This is a genomic window from Hymenobacter lutimineralis (assembly GCF_008271285.1).
GTDB lineage: Bacteria > Bacteroidota > Bacteroidia > Cytophagales > Hymenobacteraceae > Hymenobacter > Hymenobacter lutimineralis.
This window is the reverse complement of the sequence record NZ_VTHL01000003.1, coordinates 235,147-256,694: the sequence shown is the minus strand read 5'-3', so window position 1 is coordinate 256,694 and position 21,548 is coordinate 235,147. Positions and strand designations below refer to the sequence as shown.

Here is a 21,548-nt window from a genome sequence, read left to right as displayed (position 1 = left end):
ATGGGAAAGAATAAGCGTTTTGGGTGGTGGCGCTACATTTCAATAGCAAGCTCCCCGGACGTGCGGCCTCGCTTCTCGCCGATGTTCTCGGTCTGCTCGTCGCGGCCCCGGTCGGAACGTACTGCCTGTTGCAAGGCGCGGAGGGCACTGGTGGCTGCTTGCTGCTGCTGGGGCTGCTCCCGGCCGGTGGTCAACAGGTGGTACGCGTTATCAATGGGCTCCCCCGCCTTCGCCCGGCGTTCGACGGTGGCCAGTGAACGGTAAAAGGTCTTATCGTACTCGCGGCCCTGGGCTATCTTCTGCACCCGCTCCGGGTCCAGCTGCTGCGCCTTCGGTACCTGCTTGTTCACTATCCCTACCCGCTCGCCAATCTTGGCGGCGCGGCTGGCATCGCGGCTGGCATCCCGCTGCTTGACCTTCACCTTTTCGTGTTCCTGCGCGGTGTAGGTAAACTGCTTCTCGAACTGCTTGCCCGCCTGGGTCTGCCAGTTGATTAAGTCGAACCGCTGCCGGCGGCCGGCGGGGTTGAGGCGTATCTTCTGGCTCCGGTCGCGGGCACTCACGATGACGTGAATATGCGTCTGCAGGCCGGACTTCTTCTCGCCCGTCTGGACCTGGCCGGCGGCCACTTCGGGGTCAGTGCCCCGGTAGCTTCTGTCCTGGTGAATAGTGGCCCCCCAAACCAAATCCTTACTGCGCAGCTGCCGCCCTTCTTTCAGCTTAAAGTTGCCAGCGTACTGCTCCATTACGGCCCGCGTGTAGGCCTTCAGCTTCTGTTCGTCGTTACCGATATGCTCCAACTCGTCGGCGCTGGGGCTAATCACCAACGAGTAAAACTTGGCATCATCCGCCCGCAATCCCTTCACGTTGGTGTCGATTTCCTGCATCAGTTCTGCCGCTTCTATCCCATCGCGGTCAGCCCCGAAAAACGTTGCTGCTTGTCCATCTTTAGCGGCTTCCTGTTTCAGATAATTGAGCGTCTGCGCGCTGCTGCCGCTGTTATCGTAAGCGGCTTTACCGTGCGTCGCGGGGTTGATTAGCTTAACGTACATGCTGGCTTAGCTGCTCGGTTCGGTATCCTTTTTACCCGACTGCCCCTCCCCTACTTTCTTGCCTGAACCAACGGGCTGAGTACCGGCCAGCACCTCTTTTAGCTGCCGCTCTACGGCCTCGTCATTCTGCTGTCGTAGCTTCTTTAATGTCTCCCGGTGTGCCGCCAACTGGCCTTCACTGAGTAGGCTCAACTGGCCATTCAGGTTGTTTACCAGGATTTCATTCATCCGCAGAACCCGCTCCAACGTGATACGGGACCGCAGCATTTCTTCCAGCATAGGGAGAAGTAAGTTGCGCTCCTCCTCCTGCATATAGCTGAAAACCCGGTCGCCTAGCTTCTTCACCTGCTGCATGATTAGCTGACCCTCGCGGGCCACATCGTCCGCTGGGTTGAGTTGCCGGCTTGTGAAGTAGTCTAACGCCGCCTCGGTGTATTCACCAAGACTCATTTTCAGCCGGGTGGCGGCTTTCGCGGCGGCCCCGTGGCTGGTTGCATTTACCCGAATCTGCGGCTTCTGCTCTTTGGCCATTTCTACAGCTGAAATAGTAGCTAAAACTACGGTTCAACGATAATTTGTGAGAGAATACATACTGTAAATCAGAATGTTATGTTATATAATCACACCATTTCAGCTCTGCTGGAATTCAAGTAACACAAATACAATGCTTTAGCGCTGTATTTGTGTTACTCTTCTTGCTAAAAAGAAGTGAACGATTATCTGTACGGCTTTACCTGCCCGATGTTGTCTACGGCCATAAAATCACCAACTGCACCTATTGCCAGGACTACTGCTAAGCTACGGGTTAGAATTACTACCCCAAGGCCTGGACTGATGCCCCCCTGATGCACTACCTTCTATATGATATGTTGAACCAGTTGGGCCATTGGGAGAAAAGTCTACCTAGCCTTCTGCTAACCGCTCCCCACCTTTCAGTCAGAAACCCCTTAGCATCGCTGTAATCCCGCGTTAATCATTTGCTCACTACTTCACCACTTCGCTACTTTATAATACCCCGCTCATCATATCTGTTGAATCCATATTCGCTACCTCGCTACTTAACTACCTCGCTATTTAACTACCTCGCTACTTACAAAAAGTATGAAGTGATATGGATTTTTAATTCATCCGCTACCTCGCTACTTGGCTACCTCGCTACCTATAAAGCCTAAAGTAGCATCAGCTTACTACGTGATCTTTCACTACCTCACCACCTGGCTACTTCGCTACTTATTTAGTTAAAGCAGAATATTTCATTCACTACTTCGCTACCTGACTACCTCGCTACGGCTTAATCTTTAATCTCTAATATATTCGCTACCTCGCCACTTGACCACTTCGCTACTTTATTCACCTTAATTTTATTCGCTACTTCACTACATAGCTACTTAACTACTTAGATTTATCGCTACGTCGCTACATAAATACTTCGCTTCATCGCTACCTCACTACTTCTCCACATAACTACTTCCCCACTTTCTCTGTATGTTTGCGCTACCCGCCTGACTGACCACCCGGCGCAAAGTTCATTAACCCTAACCAGTAAACTCATGCCCAAAATTATCAGCTTTGCCACCCAAAAAGGTGGCTCCGGTAAATCAACCCTGCTACTTGTGCTTGCCGCTCCCCTGGCCACTGAGTATGGGTTAAAGATTGCCGTTCTGGATTGCGACTATCAGCAGAGCATCGTCAAAACCCGTGCTCAGCTGGACGCGCACAATCTGGCTAACCTTCAGAAAACCGACCCGGCGGCTAAGTACCCCTACGATGTTTTCCCGCTGGCCCTGGATAAGATTTTCGAGTTCATCGACAATCCCGATAATCAGGATTACGACCTTATCATCATCGACGTACCCGGCCGAGCCGATGGCGACGATGTTTTCAACGCGCTCACGGCTTGCGACGCGGTAATTGTGCCCCTGGTATCGGATTACCTGGACCGCGCCTCTACGGCGGAGTTTATGGGCATCCTGGAAGCTATCAAGCAGTCCGCGGAGGAGGCCCAACTGGATTTTCAATACTTCGGCCTTCCAACCAAGCGCGTCGCCGGCCGGCGGGAAGAAAAGGACATGGATGAGTACATCGACGGGCTGGGCCTCTCGCGCCTCAACTCCTCCCTGGGCCTGCGCACCGCCTACAGCCGGGCCTCAACGCTGTATAGCTTGCTCAACCCAACCTATCGCACCTACGCGGGCGGCAATAAGGACACGGATGCCGAAATACGCCGCGTGTGTGAAGAACTGATAGAACGCCTGGGCTTGCCCCAGCGCAAAGCCGGGAGCCAGCTCAGCGAGTCGGCCGATACGTCAACCACTAAAACCAATTAAGCAATGGGTATCGAGAAACCGAAAATCGAGCCCCGGCAGCGTATTCCCGTTTCTGCTGAGCGGCGGAATCAGGCCCGGGCGGGCATGGATGGGGAGCTAGTCAAATCAACCAGCGTTGCGGCTGCTGACGCTGCGCCGGCAGTGGCAGACCCTGCAGTGGCCACACTGGCTCCGGTCAATGCCCCGGTGGCCCCCGAACCAACGTCAGTTCCCGTAGCGGCTCCCGAGCCTGCAACTGCATCGACCAGCCAGCCAGCACCGCCTGTTCAGGCAATGGCCACGGTGGCCCCCACGCTGCCGGCAGCCGCTCCAATGGCTAGCCCCGCTGCGCGGCCCCGGCGTGGGCGCAAGCCGGCCGCCCCGGATGCCATGCTGATGGAAACCGAGCGCTCGGTAAAAATCCCGGAAAGCGTCTGGAATGAGATTCGGCTGGCGCTGGTGCTGCTACCCAAAGGGGAGGATAGTCCGGTCAGCATAAAGGCGTACCTGGTCGCTGCCCATCGGCACTATGAAGCGCAGTTGCGCAAGCAGGGCAAACTACCGGCTAAGCCAGCGGAAAGTAAATAGCGTAATTTGCAGCACTGGTTAGGGAGTAGTCGTCGGTTTGGTCGCCGGCACTTGGCTTCTCCTTTCTGGCGCTGTAGCGCCAACCAAGGGCAGTTCCTACCAGGGCTGCCCTTGTTGTTGGAACAGCAGTAAAAACCTGCTTTCTGAGGTCGATGCACCTGCCGACATAGAAGAGCCCCGGCTTGGACAAGCCGGGGCTTTTGGTTGATTCACTTGAGTAGGGGAGGGGAGAGGTCAGCGCTCCTGCTGGTCCTGGCCACGCTCAGTTGCTTGGCTCTGCCCGGCCTCCCGCGTCTGGCCTGGGGCCTGGCGGCGCTCCTGGTCTTTAGCGCTTTCCATCACTTCACTGCCCGACTGCCGGTGCACCGCGTCAAGCGTAGTGCTGATGCGCTCTAGCTGCGGGCTTTTTAAGCTATACTGCACGTTCAGATAGCTAACCCGCTGGCCCTGCTCTGACACTGCAGCGGGCTGCACGTCGCTTACCTGTGCCCCGCTCATGCGAACAGCCGCTTGTACCGCCTCGACCTGGCCTCTGGCACCGGGTGCCCGCGCTGCTTCCGTAACCCGAATAGTTGCCTGCTGCATGTCCGCTGCCGGTTGAGCTAACAACTGGTTAACCCGCTCCATCCGTTGCACATGGGTCACGACACCCTTCACCCACTCCGGCGGCGGTGACTGAAAAGGAGCTATCAGGCCCTTTTCGATGAGCGCACCCGGCTGAAATGGACGGCTGGTATTGTCTATCAGCTCGATGCGGTCAAATTCCTTATAGTTCTGCTTTAGCAGGGAAAGGGACTGGTGGTACCGCTGCTCGATGATGGCCGGGGGCACGTCGTGCCCGCCCTTGGCTACGCGGCTCATTACCCGGTCCTGGCACTCGCGCACCGACTCCAGGCTGACGTACACCAGCTCAACGCGGTAGCCGGCGGCTTTCGCGCCATGAATCAGCTTGTAGTCATTGGCCTGGGCCAAGTTGCTCTCGACCGAGAAAGAAACCCTGCTGTCACGTAGCTCTTTGATGCGCTGGGCGGTCATCGCCTCCACGTCAAAGCCGCTGAGCTGGGGGTTCTGCTGTTTCAGTACGTCGCCGTTCACCTGTTCTACCGATGGACTATGAGCCGCCATTGCATTGAACAAGGTGCTTTTCCCAGCGCCATTCGGGCCGGCGAATACATAGAGTACTGGTTGCTGCTCCACCGGCCGCGCTTCGCTCACTAGACTCCTACAGCGTCAAGCAGTAACCGGCGCGTCTGTGGCTGGGTCAGCGAAACCTCGTACACCTCGCCGGTGGCGGGATACTCATGCACGTAACGACCTTGCTCGTCCCGATAGGAGAGGAAGGTATTGGCGGCAGCTGCCTCAGCGCGCAATTGCTCCCCAATAGCTGTCTGAAACTCCGGCGTTGTCAGCTGGGCAAGAAAGTTGGTTACTGGAGAGTTCATGGCAAGAGGCAAAGGGTACACGAATATAACGCAAGCGCCGGTAAAGTAGTGGCATTGTAGCCAAGAAAAAGAGCGCGGCAAACGGTCAGTCGGTAATCAGAGAGGGGAGGGGCAGTAGGGGAAAAAGAAGGAATGCCCCGGCGACTTACTTACTGGCCACGCTGCTCGTCGCCGGGATACTCGTGGTACTCCTCGCTGTCTTGGTTGTCGTCCGGCTCTTCCTCGGGAGGGTACTCCGGTATCCAATCCTGCTCGGTGCCGGTGGCAACTTCTGCGGCCTGGCAGTTGGGCCTGAGTTGCGTAAGCTGCTGCGGGGACTGGGACCGGCGTGGCTCCAGCTCGCGGCCGAAGAAATGGCCTAGCGTCGTGCCAGGGGCCTGCTTTTGGTACCAGTCGGGCATTTCGTCCGGCTGGCAGATTACCCCTAAGTACCCGTCGGCGTGAAAATAGGCCCGCACGACGGCTGGACCAAAGCCGTTCATGTGAATATGAACGCGGGAGCCGATTTCAGGCACGGCCGAATCTCCCGACCAATCGAGGTTGATTGGCAGGCTCAGGCGGGTTGGATAGCCCAGCCACTGCGGGCAAGGGGTCACGGAATTCAGCCACTGGCAGGGGCTAATCTGGGGCTGCTTCGGCGCGGGGGTAGTATTCATAGCGGTAGATTTCCTATTGAGAAAATAGATTGGGAGCTATCCGGCTGCTGTTGCTAGGCTGCCTGGGCAAGCTGGCTGCCGAAAACGCAGTGGGCGCGGGGGTGCATCTTGTGGGCACGTCGGCTGCCGGGGTGAAAGGGCTGGGTCACGAGGCCGATAAAGCCGGCGGCGTGGCAGTAGCCCAAAACCTTCACCGTTTCTACCTTCCCGCCCTGGCTGGCACTCACCAGCTTGCCCACTGCGGGCACCGGCTGCTGGGCCGACCAATGCAGCCCGCCCGGTAAGGCTTTGAGGCTGGGCACTGGGGCAAACTCGGGCGTAGCCTGGCGCTGCTGGTGGGCCAGCTCAGCGGCGGCTTTCTTGGCGGCACTGGCGGCGCGCATTTTAGCCAAACGGTCAGCGGGAATGCGTTTAGCGGGGCGATATAGGTTCGTGCTTTTCATGGCTAAAAAGGCGTTTTTTGCGTTGCTGCTTATACTTATTAAACGCAAAAAGCGCTTTTTTGTTTGCAAATTGTACATTTATTTCTGCATTTTTTGCAAGTATTTTACAGCCTTTTTCCCCCACTGCCCCCTTATGCTCACGACTACCGGCGGCGGCATCACAAACCACCTGGCGCAATCTATCTCTACGCTCCGCCCCCTGGGGTGCCAGCGTACCAGTTGCGGAACAAGCTTAGCCAGCTGCCCGGCCTGCGCCTGGTGTGGTACAACCGCCTGGCCGCGGTGCGCGAATACCAGAGCCGGCATTGGGTAGCTAACCATGAGAACTCGTTGGGCTTCGCTACTACCGGCCGGTACAAAGACTACCTGCGGCCCCTGGCGCCACGGCCAGCTTTGGCAGCTCGGCAAAATCGCTGCGCTCAGCGGCCGTGCTACTGGGGGTAGCACAAGAGTAGGAACAGAAAGTATCGGTAGGGAAAATCTGCGCGGGCGGCCGTCTCAGAATACGGCCGTTTTAGCGGCCCACCTGCCTCGGCTGCTTAGCGCCCTGAAAAGCTACCACAGATTGTCTCATTTCCTGTTCTCAGTAATCAACGACTCGCTATCTTCGCCCTCGTTGACTTCTTGAGAAAAATAGCAATGATTTTCGGCTATGCCCGCGTGAGTACCTCCGACCAGCACCTGCATCTGCAGACGGATGCCTTGCAAGCCTACGGCTGCGTGGAAGTGGCCCAGGAAAAAGTATCCTCCGTGAAAGAGCGCCCGGCCCTGCAGCACCTGCTGACGCGGCTGCGGCCCGGCGATACGCTCGTCGTCTGGAAACTCGACCGCTTGGGCCGCTCGCTCAAAGACCTGGTCACGTTGGTGACGGGCTTTCAGGACGCAGGGATTCACTTCGTCAGCCTGCAGGACCATTTGGACACGACCACCGCCCAAGGCCGGCTTATGTTCAACCTGTTTGCCTCGCTGGCCGAGTTTGAGCGCGACCTTATCCGTGAGCGCACCAAAGCGGGGTTGACTGCGGCCAGAGCCCGGGGCCGGCAGGGCGGGCGGCCCAAAGGCCTCTCCAAAGAAGCCCTGTCCAAAGCCCAGGCGGCCAAAACGCTGTACCTGCAGCAGGACAAAACTGTCGCGGAAATCGCCCAGTTGCTAGGGGTCGGTCGAGCCACCATTTACCGCTACCTGGTGCAGCTGGGCGTACCGACGGGCACGCAGGCGGCGCACCAAACGAGCTGATACGCGCCTCGTGATGAAGACTTGCTCTCAGCCACCGGCTGCCGCTATTTCCCTGCCCGAGTTTGAGCACCGCTACCTGGGAAAGGTGCCGTCGGTTGGCGGGCTGCAGGCGGGCCAGTTTGCGGCCTATTCCCGGGCAGATTTCGGGCAGGTATCCCTGCCCTACCAGCGGCGCGACTTCTACAAGCTCTCCCTGCTAACGCGGGGCACCAGCCAGCTGCACCAAACCACGCGGGGCTGGGCCATTGCCGGGCCGGCCGTGGTGCTCTCGCATCCACTGGTGCCGCACGCCTGGGAAACCCTATCGGACGAGCAAAGCGGGTTGTTTTGCCTGTTCACGCCCGAATTTCTGCACGGCGGGGCGACGGCCGACCAGGCCCTAAGCCCACTGCTGGCCCTGGGGCGCGACCCGGTCTATGTACTAGAGCCCGGGCAGCTGCCGGCGTTTGAATCGTTGTTTAGCCAGCTGCTCACGGAACTGGGCACCGATTACCTACACCAGGCCACCGTAGTGCGTCACTACCTGCACCTGCTGTTGCACCAGCTCCAGCGCCTGCGGGCACCCGCACCCGACTTCGTGCACCCTACCGCCGCCGACCGGCTCGCCGCCCTGTTTCTGGAGCTGCTGGCCCGGCAGTTTCCAGTAGCCCCGCCCGACCAGCCGTTGCGGCTGCGCGCCCCCCAGGATTTTGCCCCGCTGCTGGGTGTACACGTCAACTACCTCAACCGGGCCGTGCGGGCCGTGACAGGCAAAACCACCACCGCGCACCTGGCCGAGTGGCGGCTGGCGGAAGCGCGGCGCCTGCTGCAGCACACGCCGTGGTCCTTGACGGATATTGCCGAAGCACTCGGCTTTGCGTATCCCACCCACTTTCACAATTTCTTCAAGCACCACACCGGCCTCACCCCGCAGCAAGTTCGCCAGCCCCAGACCGTGGTGGTTTGATTTTCGTAGCCTTTGGGTGCAATTTGGTTATGTAGCCCCAGCAGGTGCGCCGGACCTTTGCACGGCCGGGCGCGTCCATTCCCCCGGCGCTATGTCGTATGCAGTATCGCTTGCTGGGCCAGACCGGCTTGAAGGTGTCGGCCCTGTGCCTGGGCACCATGACCTTTGGGGGCAAAGGCCGCTCGGCCGTCACCGGGGCCCTCGACCAGACGGCCGCCGATGAGTTGCTGCGCCGGGCCGTGGCCGCTGGGGTCAACTTTATCGACACGGCCAACGTGTACTCCGAGGGCTTGTCGGAGGAAATTACCGGCCAGGCCATCCGCAACCTGGGCCTGGACCGCGACTCGTTGGTGCTGGCCACTAAAGTGCGGGGCAAAATGGGCGAAGGCCCCAACGAGGTAGGACTTACGCGCAAGCACATCCTGCAGCAGGCCGAAGCCAGCCTCAAGCGCCTGAATACCGACTACCTCGACCTCTACCAGCTGCACGCCTACGACCCGCTCACGCCGCTGGACGAAACCTTGCGGGCGCTCGATGACCTCGTGCGCCAGGGCAAGGTGCGCTACATTGGGGCCAGCAACTTGGCCGCCTGGCAGCTGATGAAGGCCCTGGCCACGGCCGATAGCCGCCAGCTGGAGCGTTTCGCCTCGCTGCAGGCCTACTATACCATCGCCGGCCGGGACCTGGAGCGCGAAATGGTGCCGCTGCTACTTGACCAAAAGGTGGGCATACTGGTATGGAGCCCGCTGGCAGGCGGCCTGCTCTCAGGCAAGTACACCCGCGATGGCCAAAACCAGGAAGGCGGCCGCCGCGACCGGCTCGACTTTCCCCTCGTCGACCGCAACCGGGCCTTCAATATCCTCGACGTGCTACACCCGCTGGCCGAAGCCAAAGGCGCCACGGTGGCCCAACTCGCCTTGGCCTGGCTGCTGCACCAGCCGGTAGTGAGCAGCGTTATCATGGGGGCTACCAAGCCCGAGCAGCTCGACGCCAACCTGGCCGCCGTGGACGTGACGTTCACGCCGGAGGAGTTGCGCCACCTCGAAGAGGTCAGCCAACTGCCGGCTGAATACCCCGGCTGGATGCTCAACTACACCACCAGCGACCGCACCATCAGCTAACGGGCAGACCCGGTGCCGGTTGTATCCTGAAACCTGTCGGTCTGGGGCGAGCAATGAAAAGGGCCGGCCGCTACTTTCACCCCGGATTCGGCCAGCTTACCAGACCGAGCGGGAAGCGAGCGGCTGGCCCGAATAGGGCCGCCGCCAGCGGGGACACGCGACTATAGGACGATGCCGGTAGAATTTCTGAGCGACGAGCAGGCGGCCCGCTATGGGCGCTACCAGGCGGACCCTAGCCCGGAACAACTGGCCCGTTTCTTTTACCTGAGTCCGCAGGACCTACAGTTTCTAGCCGACTACCGCCGTTCGTACACCCAACTCGGGTGTGCTGTGCAGTTGTGTACCCTCCGGTTTTTAGGCACGTTTCTGCCCGTCCCTACCCAGGTGCCGGCCGTCGTGGTGGCCACCTTGGCGCAGCAGCTTCAGGTAGGCACTGACGCGTGGCCTGCGCGGTATACCCGCCCGAATACGCTCTCCGACCACCAGGCCCGCATTGTGGCGTACCTGGGCTTTGCGGCCTATGGGGGCCGGCAAGTATTCCGCCTCACGCGCTGGCTCTACGCGCAGGTCCTCACCAGCACCGTGCGGCCCAGTGTGCTCTTTGATTTGGCGACCGCACATCTAGTGGCCCAGCGCGTCGTGCTGCCCGGCGTGACGGTGCTGGCCCGCCTGATTGCGCGGGTCCGCGAGCGCACGGGCCGTCACCTGCACCGCCAACTCCGCAACCGGTTGAACCCGGTACAGCAAGAGGCCTTGGAATCGCTGTTGCTGGTACCGCCTGGCCAGCGACTCACCCGACTGGAAGCGTTGCGCACCGCGCCGACCCGCGTTTCCGGCCCCGCTCTGGTGGCCGCGTTGGGACGGCTGGAGCACGTGCGCGCCCTCGGCGTAGGGGGCATTTCACTGCACGACCTGCCCGAAGCCCGAGTGGTGCGGCTGGCCCGCCACGCCCAAGTGGCCTGGGGGCAGACGTTGGCGCGGATGGGAGAAGAACGCCGCTTGGCCACCCTGCTGTCCTTCGCCCAGGCCCTTGAACGCACGGCCACCGACGATGTGCTCGACCTCTTCGACGGGTTGTTGACAGCGCTCGCCCTACGGGGCGAAACCAAGCGCCGCCGCCAGCGGCTGCGCTCCCTGAAGGATTTGGACCACGCCGCGCTGGTCTTGCAACAGGCCGTGCGCATGATGTTGGACGAATCCGTGCCCGAAGCCCAGATTCGGGCACAGGTGTTGAGCCGCATTGGCGAAGCCTCCTTGCGAGAAGCAGCCGACGCAGTGCAGGCGCTGGCCAGTCCCGCCGACGACCCCCGGTTCCAAGCCCTGAGTGGTAGCTACGCGACCGTACGCCGGTTTCTGCCGGCCCTGCTGAACGGAATTGCGTTGGAAGGTTCCCCCTCGGCCAAACCCCTGCTCGATGCCTGGTACTTTTTACGAGCCCAGGAAGCAGGCGGCCGGTGCCGGCCCAAATGGGGGACTGCTCCCCGCACCTTTGTGCCCAAAAGCTGGGCGCGGCAGGTGTTTGCCAGTCGAGACGAGGTGAACCCCGCCGCGTACACGCTCTGCGTGCTGGACCGCCTACACCAGGCGTTGCGCCGTCGGGAAGTGTTTGTGACGACGAGTGAGCGCTACGGCGACCCGCGCGGAAATGCTACGCGGCGAGGACTGGGACGCGGCGCGTGAATCGGTGGCGCGGGCGCTGGGCCGTTCGCTCGACCCGGCCCTGGAACTGGTGCGGCTCCAAGCGCAGCTGCGGTCGGCCTACGCGGAGGTTCGCGAAACCCTGCCCCACAACACGGCGCTGCACGTGCTGCAGCACGACGGCATGCCCTACGTGCGGGTAAGCCCGCTCCCCGCCCAGGAAGAACCCGCAAGCTTGCAGCAGTTGCGGACGCAGCTTACCCAGCAGTTGCCCCAAGTGGAACTAGCGGCGTTGCTGCTGGAGGTGAACGCGTTCACGGGATTTGCCGACGCCTTCACCCACGTGGCCGACGGCCAGAGCAAAGCGGCCGGTTTACCACTGAGCATCTGCGCGGTGCTGCTGGCCCAGGCGTGTAACATTGGCCTCAAGGCTGTGGCGAGGGCCGAGGTACCGGCCCTAACCTTGCCCCGCTTGTCCTGGGTGCAGCAAAACTACATGCGCGTGGAAACGCTCACCGCCGCCAACGCCCGGTTGGTGGACGGCCAGGCGCAATTGCCCCTGGCCCAGGCCTGGGGTGGCGGAGAAGTCGCCTCGGCCGACGGCATGCGCTTCGTCGTGCCCGTGCGCACGCTGCACGCCGGGTGGAACCGCAAATACTACGGCTCCCAGCGCGGGGTAACCTACTACAACTTCACCGGCGACCAGTTCACCGGCTTCCACGGCATCGTCATTCCCGGTACGCTGCGCGACTCCCTGTTCATCCTGGCCGGGCTGCTGGAACAGCAAACCAGCCTGGACCCGCGCGAAATCATGGCCGATACCCATGGCTACAGTGAGGTAGTCTTTGGCCTGTTCGCCTTATTGGGCTACCGCTTCAGCCCTCGCTTAGCAGACCTCTCCGACCAACGGTTCTGGCGCCTCAGCAAGGAAGATGATTATGGTCCCCTCAATGAATTAAGCCGGCACGTCGTCAACGCCCGGCTCATTAGTGACCATTGGGAGGATATGTTGCGGCTGGCCGGCTCTCTTAAATTGGGCCGGGTAAAAGCCACGGCGGTAATGCGCACCTTGCAGCGGGCGGGTTCGCTCTCGGGCCTGGGCCGGGCGGTGGCCGAACTGGGCCGGGTGGAAAAAACGCGCTACCTGCTAGCCTACGTCCACGACGAGGCCTACCGGCGGCGCATCCTGGTGCAGCTCAACCGCGGCGAGGGCCGCCACGCGCTGGCCCGCGCCGTTTTTCACGGCAAGAAAGGCGAGCTGCGCCAGCGCTATCGCGAGGGAATGGAGGACCAACTCGGGGCGCTGGGCCTAGTCGTAAACGCCCTGGTGCTGTGGAATACGCGCTATTTGCAACAAGCATTAGAGCGGTGGCAGGAAACGGAGGAGCACGTAAACCCGGAGGATGTGGCCCGCCTCTCGCCCTTGCTGCATGAACACGTTAATATGCTGGGCCGCTACGATTTTACGCTGCCCGAATCTGTTGCGGCTGGGCAACTGCGTCCCTTGCGCACCCTCACACCCTGGGAAGCATCGCTTGGTGAAATCGCTTGGTGAATGGGCCTAGCGATAGTTTCTGTTCCTACTCTTGTGCTACCCCTACTGCTGCGGATACTTGAGTATCGAGCTGAGGCGGTGGACCTGACCACGGTCGAATTTATCATAGCGCGGGACGCCAACCCGGCCTTGGCCGGCAATGGGTAAAAGCGGGCCGCTGCACGGCGCGGCGGTTGGATGGTAGCAGCGGCGCTTGAACGGCTGCGGGTCTATTCTGCGGCCTCCTGGGGCACTAATTCAGCCCTTCCCGGCCCCAGCTAACGGTAGGGGGGTGTTGGAGTAGTATTTGAGCAGGTATAACAGCCAGTTGCTCACAGTAGAAAAAGGTAATAAAATCCTTAAAAAGTACAACTTCGTTTTTTTGCCGGATATGCTTTTTTGGACTGTCTTGTTTTGCTAATTCTCGACTTGTCCACACAGTTTTATACCCTAAATGCTTCTCGTTCTCGCGTAACAAAGTTGTAGGTTATTTTAAGAAGATGGTAAATAAAACCTAGTAGTAACTAATAAGGAGTAAATCGAATAAACCTGCTTCTTTAAGGTAATAAACCTGCTTCCTTAAGGTTAGCCTGAGTGAATAAACCTGCTTCTTTAAGGTAATAAACCTGCTTCCTTAAGGTAATAAACCTGCGCACTTTTACACAAGCTGGTTTTTTCGCCGTATGTTTCGGCCTGATATCACTGGATGAGGCAAAAGTGTCTCCTGGTGGCTGCAACCGTAACCTATCGGCTAGATGTTAGGAAACCGACTACCCCGCGTTACCCTGCCCGTTCCTATGCTGGAACTAGACCTGCAGTATGAGCCCGAAGCGCTGGCGCGGGTCAAGCAGCATTGGGCGGCCACCTTCGCCCACCAGCGCAGAATTTCCGTGTACGGCAAGCGCATTATGGCGCGGGTGATGGAGCAAATCAAGGAAGATGACTTGCAGCTGCGCGACTATTATCAACTGCGGGTTTCCTCCGTGGTCGAGGGCACCGACATTGATACGGACACGGCGTATTCCTTCCTGAAAAAAGCTATCTATGAGTTGGCCCACGTCACTTGGGAGTTTGAGAGCCTGGACGGGAGCGAGTGGTACATCCGCCACCTGCTGGATACGACGAAGGAACGGCGCGTAGGCTTCAAGGATGGCATCATTACCATCATTCTCAACCCGCAGCTCGCGCCTTACTTCGTTCAGATTGCCGGTCAGTACTCGACCTACAAGCTGGATGGCTACATGGGCCTGCATAGCTGGTACAGCATGCGGTTCTTTGAGATACTTTCCGCGTTTCGGGATACCGGCTGGTGGGAAGTATCGCTGGAAGAATACCGCCTGCTCATGGACTGCGGCCAGGAACTAGACAAGTATGGCTCCCCAAAAAAGGACCGGAAAGGCAACCCGGTCATGAAGCACGCCGACACCAACGAGTTGATTAAGAAAACGGTGCTGGGAGCGCAAAAGGAACTGGAAAGAACGCCCTGCGCCTTCGTCTACACTCCTATCCTGGAAGCCAACCGGGCCGGTCGGGGCCGGAAGAAGATTGTGGGCCTGCGCTTCGAGCTGCTGCACAAGCAGTCTACCGTTATCCCGGCCTCGTGGCTGGCCGACGAAATCTTACGCCCGGTTATTGACCGGCTGCGGGAGTTCAAAGTTACCGACCGCAACATCGCGCTTTACCTCAAGGTGATGGAGGTGGTCGAAGCCCGCAAGCTGCTCCGCGAGTGGCAGCTCAAGGAGAACAGCCAGAAGAAGATTGACGACAAGCAGAAGTATTGCAACGCCGTTTTCGTGCGGGTCGGCAAGCAAATCAGCGAAGAGAAGAAGAAAGATGCTCTGCTGGCCCGGCAGGTGGTGCAAGCCGCCTTGGGTTTGGATAAAAAATAGTGGGATTTGCCACCGTACACAAGTAGCCTTGGTTAAAAATTTAGTACAAAGTTAAACGAGTAGCCGTTCGGTGGCCTGGAACTGGGCGTGCTGACGCTCGTTGACGACCGACGGCAGGGACCAGCAAGGTACACCTTGCCGGCACCCACCAATAGGTAACGGTTAGGTAGGCAAGACTGGGGCCAGAAAGTTGGTTCACCTGTGTATCTTGCTGGCCCCACCTTGTTGACCCGTTTGTATGCATTTCGGCTATGCCCGCGTCTCGGCCAAAGACCAACAACTCGACACCCAACTCGACCAGCTCCAAGCCGCCGGCGTGGACCGCATCTTCCAGGAAAAAATCAGCGGTGCTACCACGCAACGGCCCGTACTCACCGAGTTGCTGGCCACCTTACGCACCGGGGATACGGTAACTGTGGCCCGCCTGAACCGGCTGGGCCGCAACAGCGCCCACATCATGCAGGTGGTGGCCGACCTGCACGAGCGCCAGGTGCGTTTTGTCGCCCTGGACCTGGGCATCGACACGGCCACGCCGGCCGGGCGGCTGGTGCTGGGCATCTTCGCCGCGCTGGCCGAGTACGACCGCGAGAGCATCCGCGAGCGGGCCACCGCGGGCATCGCCCTGGCCAAAGCGCAGGGCAAGCACTTGGGCCGTCGGGCCGGGGTGGACGCCGCGAAGCTGGCCAAGGTCCAGGCCTGCCTGGCCGCCGGCATGTCGGTGCACCAGACCGTGGCCGCTACGGGCGTAAGCGAGTCGAGCGTCAAGCGCTACCGGCGCCAGCTGGCCTCGTAAGTTCGACCACCCGCCCAAGTGGACCGCGGCCCAGCGCAAGCTCTACTGCAGCTTGCCCGACTGGGCCGCCCAGGTGCTCGGCAGCCTCGTCACGCCCCACAGCCGGGGCGGTTTTGTGCTGCAGGTCAGCTATTTTCAGGCTACCGGCCGCTTCTTCTCCACCGAGCGGTTTCGGGCCGCCGACGGCGCGTACGTGCAGCAGCGCTACCGCCTGGGCGAGGTCGAGTGGGCGCGCTACGACAAGGCCACCCGCTTTCACCACCGCCGGCTGATTCTGCAGCAGTTCGGCGTGGCCCCCTTCGAGCAGGTCGAAGCCGCCGTACGCCAGCAGGTGACCCATTTTGCCCGCCAGCAGATGAACCCCGTGGCCGTGTTTCGCTCGGCCGTGGATACGCTGCGGGTCCGCCGCTGGGAAGTGCCCACGTACGCCGCCCTGGCCGGCGTCGTGACGGAGGCCTTCCGCATGGTTGAGCAGCAGCTGACCACGCAGCTGGCCGCGTTGCTCACGCCGGCCGTGCGCCAGCAGCTGGATGCCTTGTTCACCACGGAAGAAGATGCCCCGGCCCATTCCCACCGACCCTACCGGCTGACCACGCTCAAGCGGAGCCTGGAGTTGATGCGCCCGATGGCTATCCGCGCCAACGTGCAGGACTACGCCGTGCTACAGGCCCTATTTGCCCAGGTCCACCCCGTGGTGCAGTCCCTGGACTTATCGGAAGAGGTGGTCCGCTACTACGCCCGCTACGTCGAACGGGCCCAGGTCTTTCAGGTGCGGCAACAAGCCGACAAGAAGTACTTGATGGTGCTCTGCTTCGTGGTCTACCAGTACTACCAGGTCGGCGACCTGCTCACCGAAACGCTGCTGCAGGCGGTGCAAACTCACCGCAACGCCGCCCAGCGCGAAACGCAGAAGCGCGTCTACTGCCAGCAGCAGGACTTGACCGGCCAGCTGCGCCAGGTGCTGGAAGGGGTGGTCAGCCACGGCGCGGCCCTGGCGCAGTTGGAAGAAGTCGCCTTTTCGTTTGCCCGCACCAACGAGGAGAAGGTGACAGCCTGGCTGGCCTGGCTGCAAACCCCGGCCGTGGCAGATTTTGCGCAACTGGGCCACACGGCGCAGCAGTTACGCCAAGGGGGAGGGGGTAGTCGCATCGGCCCGTACTATCAGATCGTAGAGGAGCGCTCCCGCGCCCTGCAGCGGCGGCTGGGCGAGATTTTACGCACCGTGGCCTACGAAGGCGCGGCCGATAGCCCGCTGGCGCAGGCCCTGGCCCAGTACCGGGTGCGGGACGGACAGGTGAGCCCGCAGCCCCCGACGACCTTTTTGAAAGCAGCGGAACGGGCCGCCCTGGCGCAAGCCGAAAGCCCCGTTTCCCTGTATAAGGCCCTACTGGCCGGCCACGTGGCTGACCACCTGAAAGCCAGCAAGCTGAACCTGGCCCACTCGCTGCGCTACTGCCCCTTCGACACCTACCTGCTGGAGGCCGCTACCTGGGAGCAGCAGCGGGACGCGTTGCTGGCGCAAACGGACCTCGTGCACCTACGCGAGCTGGGCCCTTGGTTGAGCGAATAGCAAGCCAAGCTGGCCACCGCCTTCGCCCGCACTTGTGAGCGGCTGGACGCCGACACCAACCCCGGCGTGCGGGCGCGCGCCAATGGGCGCCCCCGCTTCCTGACGCCGGCCCCCGGACGAGGACGCCCCGGTAGCGCGGCCGCTGTTTCCCGGGCCGGGGCTGATTTCGCTGCACGAGGTGCTGCATACCGTTAATCAGCAGTGCCACTTCACCAACTGCCTCACGCACTGGAGTCCGCGTAATCGGCCGCCCCGGCCCGCGGAGCGGGTCTTCTTCGCGGGCCTCATGGCGTACGGCTGCAACCTGGGGCTGACGCGCATGGCCCACGCCACCAAGCACGTGGCGCTGGCCACCCTGGAGAACGCGGTCAACTGGTACTTCTCGCTCGACAACTTGCGGCGGGCCAACGACGCCGTGGTGGCCCTGACCGGCAAGCTACCCGTTAGCCGCCTCTTCAAACGCCATCCCGAGGCGGTGCACACGTCCTCCGATGGCCAGAAGTACTACGTGGCCGTCGATTCGATTCACGCCACGCACTCCTACAAGTATTTCGGCTAGGAGAAGGGCATCGTCTCCTAGTGCTTCCTCGACGACCGCCACCGGCTCTTTTACTCGACCACATTCAGCTCGTCCGAGCGCGAAGCCGCCTATTTGGTCGACGGCCTGCTGCACAACGACGTGGTGGAATCCACCATTCATTCGACCGACACGCACGGCTTTACGGAAGTCAATTTTGCGCTCACCGCCTTGCTGGGGATTGAATTCGCGCCGCGCATCCAGTCTTTTCAGGACCAGCAGCTCTACGCCTTCGCCGGCATGGACGTGCCCGACCTGACGGCCTACGGCCTGGCCCCGGTCAAGTAAATCGACCATATCCTGATCGGGGCCCAGTGGGATACGCTGCTGCGGCTGGTGGTGAGCCTCAAGCAAAAGCACGTCACGGCTTCCACGCTGCTGCGCCGACTCAATTCCTACTCCCAGCAGCACCCCGTCTACCTGGCCCTGCGCGAACTGGGCCGGGTGGTACGCACCGAGTTTCTGCTCCGCTACATGGACGACCTGCGCAAGCGCATCGATGATCAGCTGGACAAGCTCGAAAGCACGCACACCTTCGCCCGGGCCGTGTTCTACGGCCAAAACGGCCAGATTCCGTACGCTGGCAAGGAAGAGCAGCAGGTCGCTAATGCCTGCAAACAGTTGGTGCAAAACGTGATTGTGTGCTGGAATTGCCTGTACCTGAACCAGTACCTCTTTCACGCTCCGCCAGCCGAGCGCCAGGCGGTGGCCGATGCTATCGCGGCGAGTTCACCCGTGAGCTGGCAGCATATCAACCTGCACGGCGAGTTTGACTTTTCCGACGATGCCCTCAAGGACTCGCTCCGTTTCGATGTAGCGGCCCTATTGGCTTTCAACTGGGAGCACACCGTTACCAAAAAAACTAAGTTCGAATACTTGCCTATTAAAAGATAGAAATATAATTTTCTGCCGCTAAGGACAAAGTCAGTACAGAATGTGTTGGCCGGTTGCCGAGGCGCTAACTTCATTATGAAAAAAATTCAAACCAAACTCTCTTTGAATAAGCAAACTATCGCTAGTTTGGACAAACAAGACATGGCTACCATCAAAGGTGGATTTACCTATGCGCTCTCTACAGGACAGCGTTGCCAGGACTCCCGGCAAATGATGATGGACTGCCGTACGCTGGAAATAGTGAAAGACTAATTTCCCTGCTTATATACGAATGCGCCTAAGCACTATGTGTTTAGGCGCATTTTTTTGACAGCTGTCTGAGGTGGTCTAGCTAAAACGGACAGCGAGAAGTCTTAACTTCCGCTGCCCATGACTGAGAAATCGAATCTTGGAGGAGGCCCCGCCACCCGAAAGAAATATACGCCGGCATTTAAAGCCGAGTGCGTCCGCCAAGTGGCGGCCGGTGCCCGTCAAAGCGACGTGGCCTGCGCGCAAGGCATTTCGCCCGCTCTGCTGGGCCGCTGGCAGCGCTCGGCGCTGGAGCAGGCCGTGCCCAGCAGCGCCGAGCGTGACGAAATTATGCAGTTGCGGGCCGCGCTCAAGCGCGTAGAAATGGAGCGCGATATTGAGGTGGTCTAGCCGGAACGGACAGGTAGCAGTCTTACCTTTCCCTGTCTATGCCCGTAAAGAAACCAGCTGACGGCCAGCCCGTCCCCCGCAAAAAATACACGCCCGCGTTCAAAGCCGAATGCGTGCGCCAAGTCGCTGCCGGCGCCCGCCAGAGCGATGTGGCACGCGCCCAAGGCATCTCGCCCGCCCTGCCGGGGCGCTGGCAGCGTGCGGCTTTGTAGCAGGCCGTACTCAGCAGCGCCGAGCGCGAGGAAATCAAGCGCCTGCGCGCCGAGCTCAAGCGCGTGGAAACAGAGCACGACATTTTAAAAAAAGCGGTGACCATCTTCGCTGTGCCGCAGCCGTGAGCAAGTACGCGTTCATCGACGCCCACGCCGCTACCTGGGCGGTGAGCGAGTTGTGTCGGGTGCTCGAGGTAAGCCGCAGCGGCTACTACCATTGGCGGGCGGCGCTACTGCCCCCAGCTCCGGCGTGGCAAGCAGTCGCCCAGCAGGTCTTTACCCGCCATGCTAGCCGCTATGGTACGCGCCGTCTACGGGCGGAACTGCAGGCCGAGGGCCACCGCGTGGGCCGCTACGCGTTGTACTACGGGCCAGCGGGCGCTCAGTATCCGCCCCCACCGCCCGCGCACCACCCAGGCGGACCCGGCCGCCGTGGCGGCCGAGAACCGGCTGCTGGGCCAGCCCGCGCCCACTGCCCTTAATCAGGTCTGGGTGGACGACATCACCTACCTGCCGCTGGCGGGCGGGCGCTGGTGCTACCTGGCCACGTGGCGCGATGCCTGTTCGCGGCGGGTGGTGGGCTGGCACCTGGATGCACACATGCCCACCGAACTGGTGCTCACGGCGCTGGAGCAAGCCCTAGCACTGCGCCAGCCCGCGCCGGGTCTCATCGTCCACGCCGACCGCGGCAGCCAGTACACCAGTCTGGCCTGTCGCCAGCGCATCGCTGACGCCGGTGCCGTGGCCAGCTTCGCCCGCCCGGGCAACCCGTACGACAACGCCTAGGCCGAGGCGGGCTGGAGCACGCTCACAACCGAGCTGCTGCCCCACAGCGGGGCCTTTGCCAGCTTGGAAGAGGCCCGGCTCGAAGTCGCCTACTACCTCGACACCTACTTCAACCTCGACCGCCGCCACTCCGCCTTGGGCTACTACTCGCCCCACCAGTTTGAACACGACCTCGCAAAGCACCTACCTTAGCTCCGTGTCCGCCACGGGTAGACCACCCCAAATAAAGATCGAAGTGTATTAGGCTGTGTCTGAAAAGTGCTGCTGCAACATACGGCGGATACAGGCCAGCGAGGCCATGCTGAGGAAATGGGCGTCGTGTTTTTCATAGCGCGTGGCCACGCGGCGATGTTCTTTGAGCGAGCCAAAGAAGCGTTCCACCACATTGCGCCGCGCATAGCGAGCGGGCTCGATTCGTGGGGGCCGTCCTCGCCGCCGACAGCGACGACCTGCGGCTGGTTGCCGACGTGGAATGACGGCCCGGATGCGACGACGACGCAGCCAGTGGCGAATGTGGGCCGCGTCGTAGCCGCGGTCGGCCAGGAGTTGGCGCGGGCGTCGACGTACGCGCACCTGGTCACACAGCGGTTCAAACTGGGGACCATCATGCCGCTGGCCGGCCGATAGACGCAGGGCCAGCGGCGTACCCGCGCCATCACAGACCACATGCAGCTTGCTGGTCAGCCCGCCGCGGCTGCGCCCGAGGCACTGGGCTTTTTTTTCGTGCCGCCCGCCGCACTTTTGGTGGCCCGCACCGTGGTCGAATCCACCAGCCACGTGTCCAGGTCCAACAAGCCGGCCGCATCCAGGCGCAGGCGCAAGCAGTGTAGCACCCGCTCGAAGGTGCCATCAGCGGCCCACCGGCGAAATCGTTCGTACGCCGTTTGCCAGGGGCCGTAGCGGACGGGTAAATCCCGCCAGGGCGCTCCGGTGCATAGGATCCAGAGTAGGGCATTCCATTGCTGGCGGTCATCGCGCCGGGGACGACCCAGACGTTGTGGGGATAATTCGCCTTCTACCGCGGCCCATTGGGCATCTGTTAGCTCATACCGTGCTGCCATACCCTAAGATACGCAACACCCATTTTCAGACACAGCCTAACCGATGCGCAATGGGAACGGCTTTGGCCGTTGCTGCCGGGGCAGGAACGCTCCCCGGGGCCGACGGCCAAGGACACGCGCTTCTTCGTGGAGGCCGTGCGCTGACGGGCCCGCTGTGGGGTGGCC

Annotated in this window: 20 protein-coding genes and 4 pseudogenes; 17 read left to right on the top strand and 7 right to left on the bottom strand. The window is 61.0% G+C overall.

The window, feature by feature from the left end:
• Nucleotides 1-32: 32 nt before the first annotated feature.
• Together FY528_RS05120 and FY528_RS05115 are read right to left on the bottom strand one after the other, a co-directional pair.
• The gene (locus tag FY528_RS05120) at nt 33-1,052 is read right to left on the bottom strand and encodes a DUF5712 family protein (RefSeq protein ID WP_149069911.1); all 1,020 of its coding nucleotides are present in this window, start codon (nt 1,050-1,052) and stop codon (nt 33-35) included.
• 6 nt (nt 1,053-1,058) lie between these two features.
• The gene (locus FY528_RS05115) at nt 1,059-1,583 is read right to left on the bottom strand and encodes a BfmA/BtgA family mobilization protein (RefSeq protein WP_149069910.1); all 525 of its coding nucleotides are present in this window, start codon (nt 1,581-1,583) and stop codon (nt 1,059-1,061) included.
• 1,019 nt (nt 1,584-2,602) lie between these two features.
• Between FY528_RS05115 and FY528_RS05110 the strand changes: the two genes are divergently transcribed.
• Together FY528_RS05110 and FY528_RS05105 are read left to right on the top strand one after the other, a co-directional pair.
• Nucleotides 2,603-3,379 (top strand): ParA family protein, encoded by a 777-nt coding sequence (locus FY528_RS05110; RefSeq protein ID WP_149069909.1) that lies wholly within the window; start codon nt 2,603-2,605, stop codon nt 3,377-3,379.
• Between the two features lie 3 nt (nt 3,380-3,382).
• Nucleotides 3,383-3,946, top strand: coding sequence for a hypothetical protein (locus FY528_RS05105; RefSeq protein WP_149069908.1), 564 nt, complete (start codon nt 3,383-3,385; stop codon nt 3,944-3,946).
• A 234-nt stretch (nt 3,947-4,180) separates the two neighbouring features.
• On the opposite strand, the gene FY528_RS05100 is transcribed toward FY528_RS05105, so the two are convergent.
• The 4 genes from FY528_RS05100 to FY528_RS05085 all read right to left on the bottom strand — a co-directional run bounded on the left by FY528_RS05100 (nt 4,181) and on the right by FY528_RS05085 (nt 6,487).
• Nucleotides 4,181-5,143, bottom strand: coding sequence for an ATPase (locus FY528_RS05100; protein ID WP_262383916.1), 963 nt, complete (start codon nt 5,141-5,143; stop codon nt 4,181-4,183).
• A 17-nt stretch (nt 5,144-5,160) separates the two neighbouring features.
• Nucleotides 5,161-5,388 carry a hypothetical protein gene (locus FY528_RS05095; RefSeq protein WP_149069906.1) on the bottom strand — a complete coding sequence of 76 codons (228 nt, stop codon included), beginning with the start codon at nt 5,386-5,388 and terminating at the stop codon, nt 5,161-5,163.
• A gap of 149 nt (nt 5,389-5,537) precedes the next feature.
• Complete coding sequence (locus FY528_RS05090; protein ID WP_149069905.1) at nt 5,538-6,044, bottom strand: hypothetical protein; 507 nt, start codon at nt 6,042-6,044, stop codon at nt 5,538-5,540.
• Nucleotides 6,045-6,097: 53 nt separating this feature from the next.
• Complete coding sequence (locus tag FY528_RS05085) at nt 6,098-6,487, bottom strand: hypothetical protein (RefSeq protein ID WP_149069904.1); 390 nt, start codon at nt 6,485-6,487, stop codon at nt 6,098-6,100.
• Between the two features lie 639 nt (nt 6,488-7,126).
• Here FY528_RS05085 and FY528_RS05080 point away from each other — a divergent pair.
• The 15 genes and pseudogenes from FY528_RS05080 to FY528_RS05010 form a co-directional block, all read left to right on the top strand.
• Nucleotides 7,127-7,723 carry a recombinase family protein gene (locus FY528_RS05080; RefSeq protein ID WP_149069997.1) on the top strand — a complete coding sequence of 199 codons (597 nt, stop codon included), beginning with the start codon at nt 7,127-7,129 and terminating at the stop codon, nt 7,721-7,723.
• Nucleotides 7,724-7,736: 13 nt separating this feature from the next.
• Entirely contained in the window at nt 7,737-8,669 is a 933-nt protein-coding gene (locus tag FY528_RS05075; protein WP_149069903.1) for a helix-turn-helix domain-containing protein, read from the top strand.
• A 98-nt stretch (nt 8,670-8,767) separates the two neighbouring features.
• A complete protein-coding gene (locus FY528_RS05070) occupies nt 8,768-9,790 on the top strand; it encodes an aldo/keto reductase (RefSeq protein WP_149069902.1) in 1,023 nt (340 codons plus the stop codon).
• A gap of 171 nt (nt 9,791-9,961) precedes the next feature.
• A complete protein-coding gene (locus FY528_RS21415; protein WP_222931788.1) occupies nt 9,962-11,470 on the top strand; it encodes a DUF4158 domain-containing protein in 1,509 nt (502 codons plus the stop codon).
• Nucleotides 11,436-12,983: a Tn3 family transposase gene (locus tag FY528_RS21410; protein WP_222931787.1), complete on the top strand. Its 1,548-nt coding sequence runs from the start codon at nt 11,436-11,438 to the stop codon at nt 12,981-12,983. Before FY528_RS21415 ends, FY528_RS21410 begins: the two co-directional genes overlap by 35 nt.
• A gap of 776 nt (nt 12,984-13,759) precedes the next feature.
• Nucleotides 13,760-14,851 (top strand): replication initiation protein, encoded by a 1,092-nt coding sequence (locus FY528_RS05060; RefSeq protein ID WP_262383910.1) that lies wholly within the window; start codon nt 13,760-13,762, stop codon nt 14,849-14,851.
• Nucleotides 14,852-15,089: 238 nt separating this feature from the next.
• A complete protein-coding gene (locus tag FY528_RS05055; protein ID WP_149069900.1) occupies nt 15,090-15,644 on the top strand; it encodes a recombinase family protein in 555 nt (184 codons plus the stop codon).
• 16 nt (nt 15,645-15,660) lie between these two features.
• Nucleotides 15,661-17,214: pseudogene (locus FY528_RS05050) on the top strand (DUF4158 domain-containing protein); the annotation flags it as partial.
• Between the two features lie 178 nt (nt 17,215-17,392).
• Nucleotides 17,393-18,685, top strand: a pseudogene (locus tag FY528_RS21495) (Tn3 family transposase).
• Between the two features lie 75 nt (nt 18,686-18,760).
• Nucleotides 18,761-18,937 (top strand): class I lanthipeptide, encoded by a 177-nt coding sequence (locus tag FY528_RS05030; RefSeq protein ID WP_149069895.1) that lies wholly within the window; start codon nt 18,761-18,763, stop codon nt 18,935-18,937.
• 117 nt (nt 18,938-19,054) lie between these two features.
• Complete coding sequence (locus FY528_RS05025) at nt 19,055-19,324, top strand: transposase (protein ID WP_149069894.1); 270 nt, start codon at nt 19,055-19,057, stop codon at nt 19,322-19,324.
• A 38-nt stretch (nt 19,325-19,362) separates the two neighbouring features.
• Entirely contained in the window at nt 19,363-19,536 is a 174-nt protein-coding gene (locus FY528_RS21785) for a transposase (RefSeq protein ID WP_149069893.1), read from the top strand.
• A 122-nt stretch (nt 19,537-19,658) separates the two neighbouring features.
• Complete coding sequence (locus FY528_RS21175; protein ID WP_187632014.1) at nt 19,659-20,018, top strand: IS3 family transposase; 360 nt, start codon at nt 19,659-19,661, stop codon at nt 20,016-20,018.
• 10 nt (nt 20,019-20,028) lie between these two features.
• The gene (locus tag FY528_RS21170; RefSeq protein WP_187632013.1) at nt 20,029-20,322 is read left to right on the top strand and encodes a DDE-type integrase/transposase/recombinase; all 294 of its coding nucleotides are present in this window, start codon (nt 20,029-20,031) and stop codon (nt 20,320-20,322) included.
• Between the two features lie 21 nt (nt 20,323-20,343).
• Nucleotides 20,344-20,514: pseudogene (locus FY528_RS05010) on the top strand (IS3 family transposase); the annotation flags it as partial.
• Nucleotides 20,515-20,562: 48 nt separating this feature from the next.
• On the opposite strand, the pseudogene FY528_RS05005 reads toward FY528_RS05010, so the two are convergent.
• Nucleotides 20,563-21,314: pseudogene (locus FY528_RS05005) on the bottom strand (IS5 family transposase).
• Nucleotides 21,315-21,548: the final 234 nt, after the last annotated feature.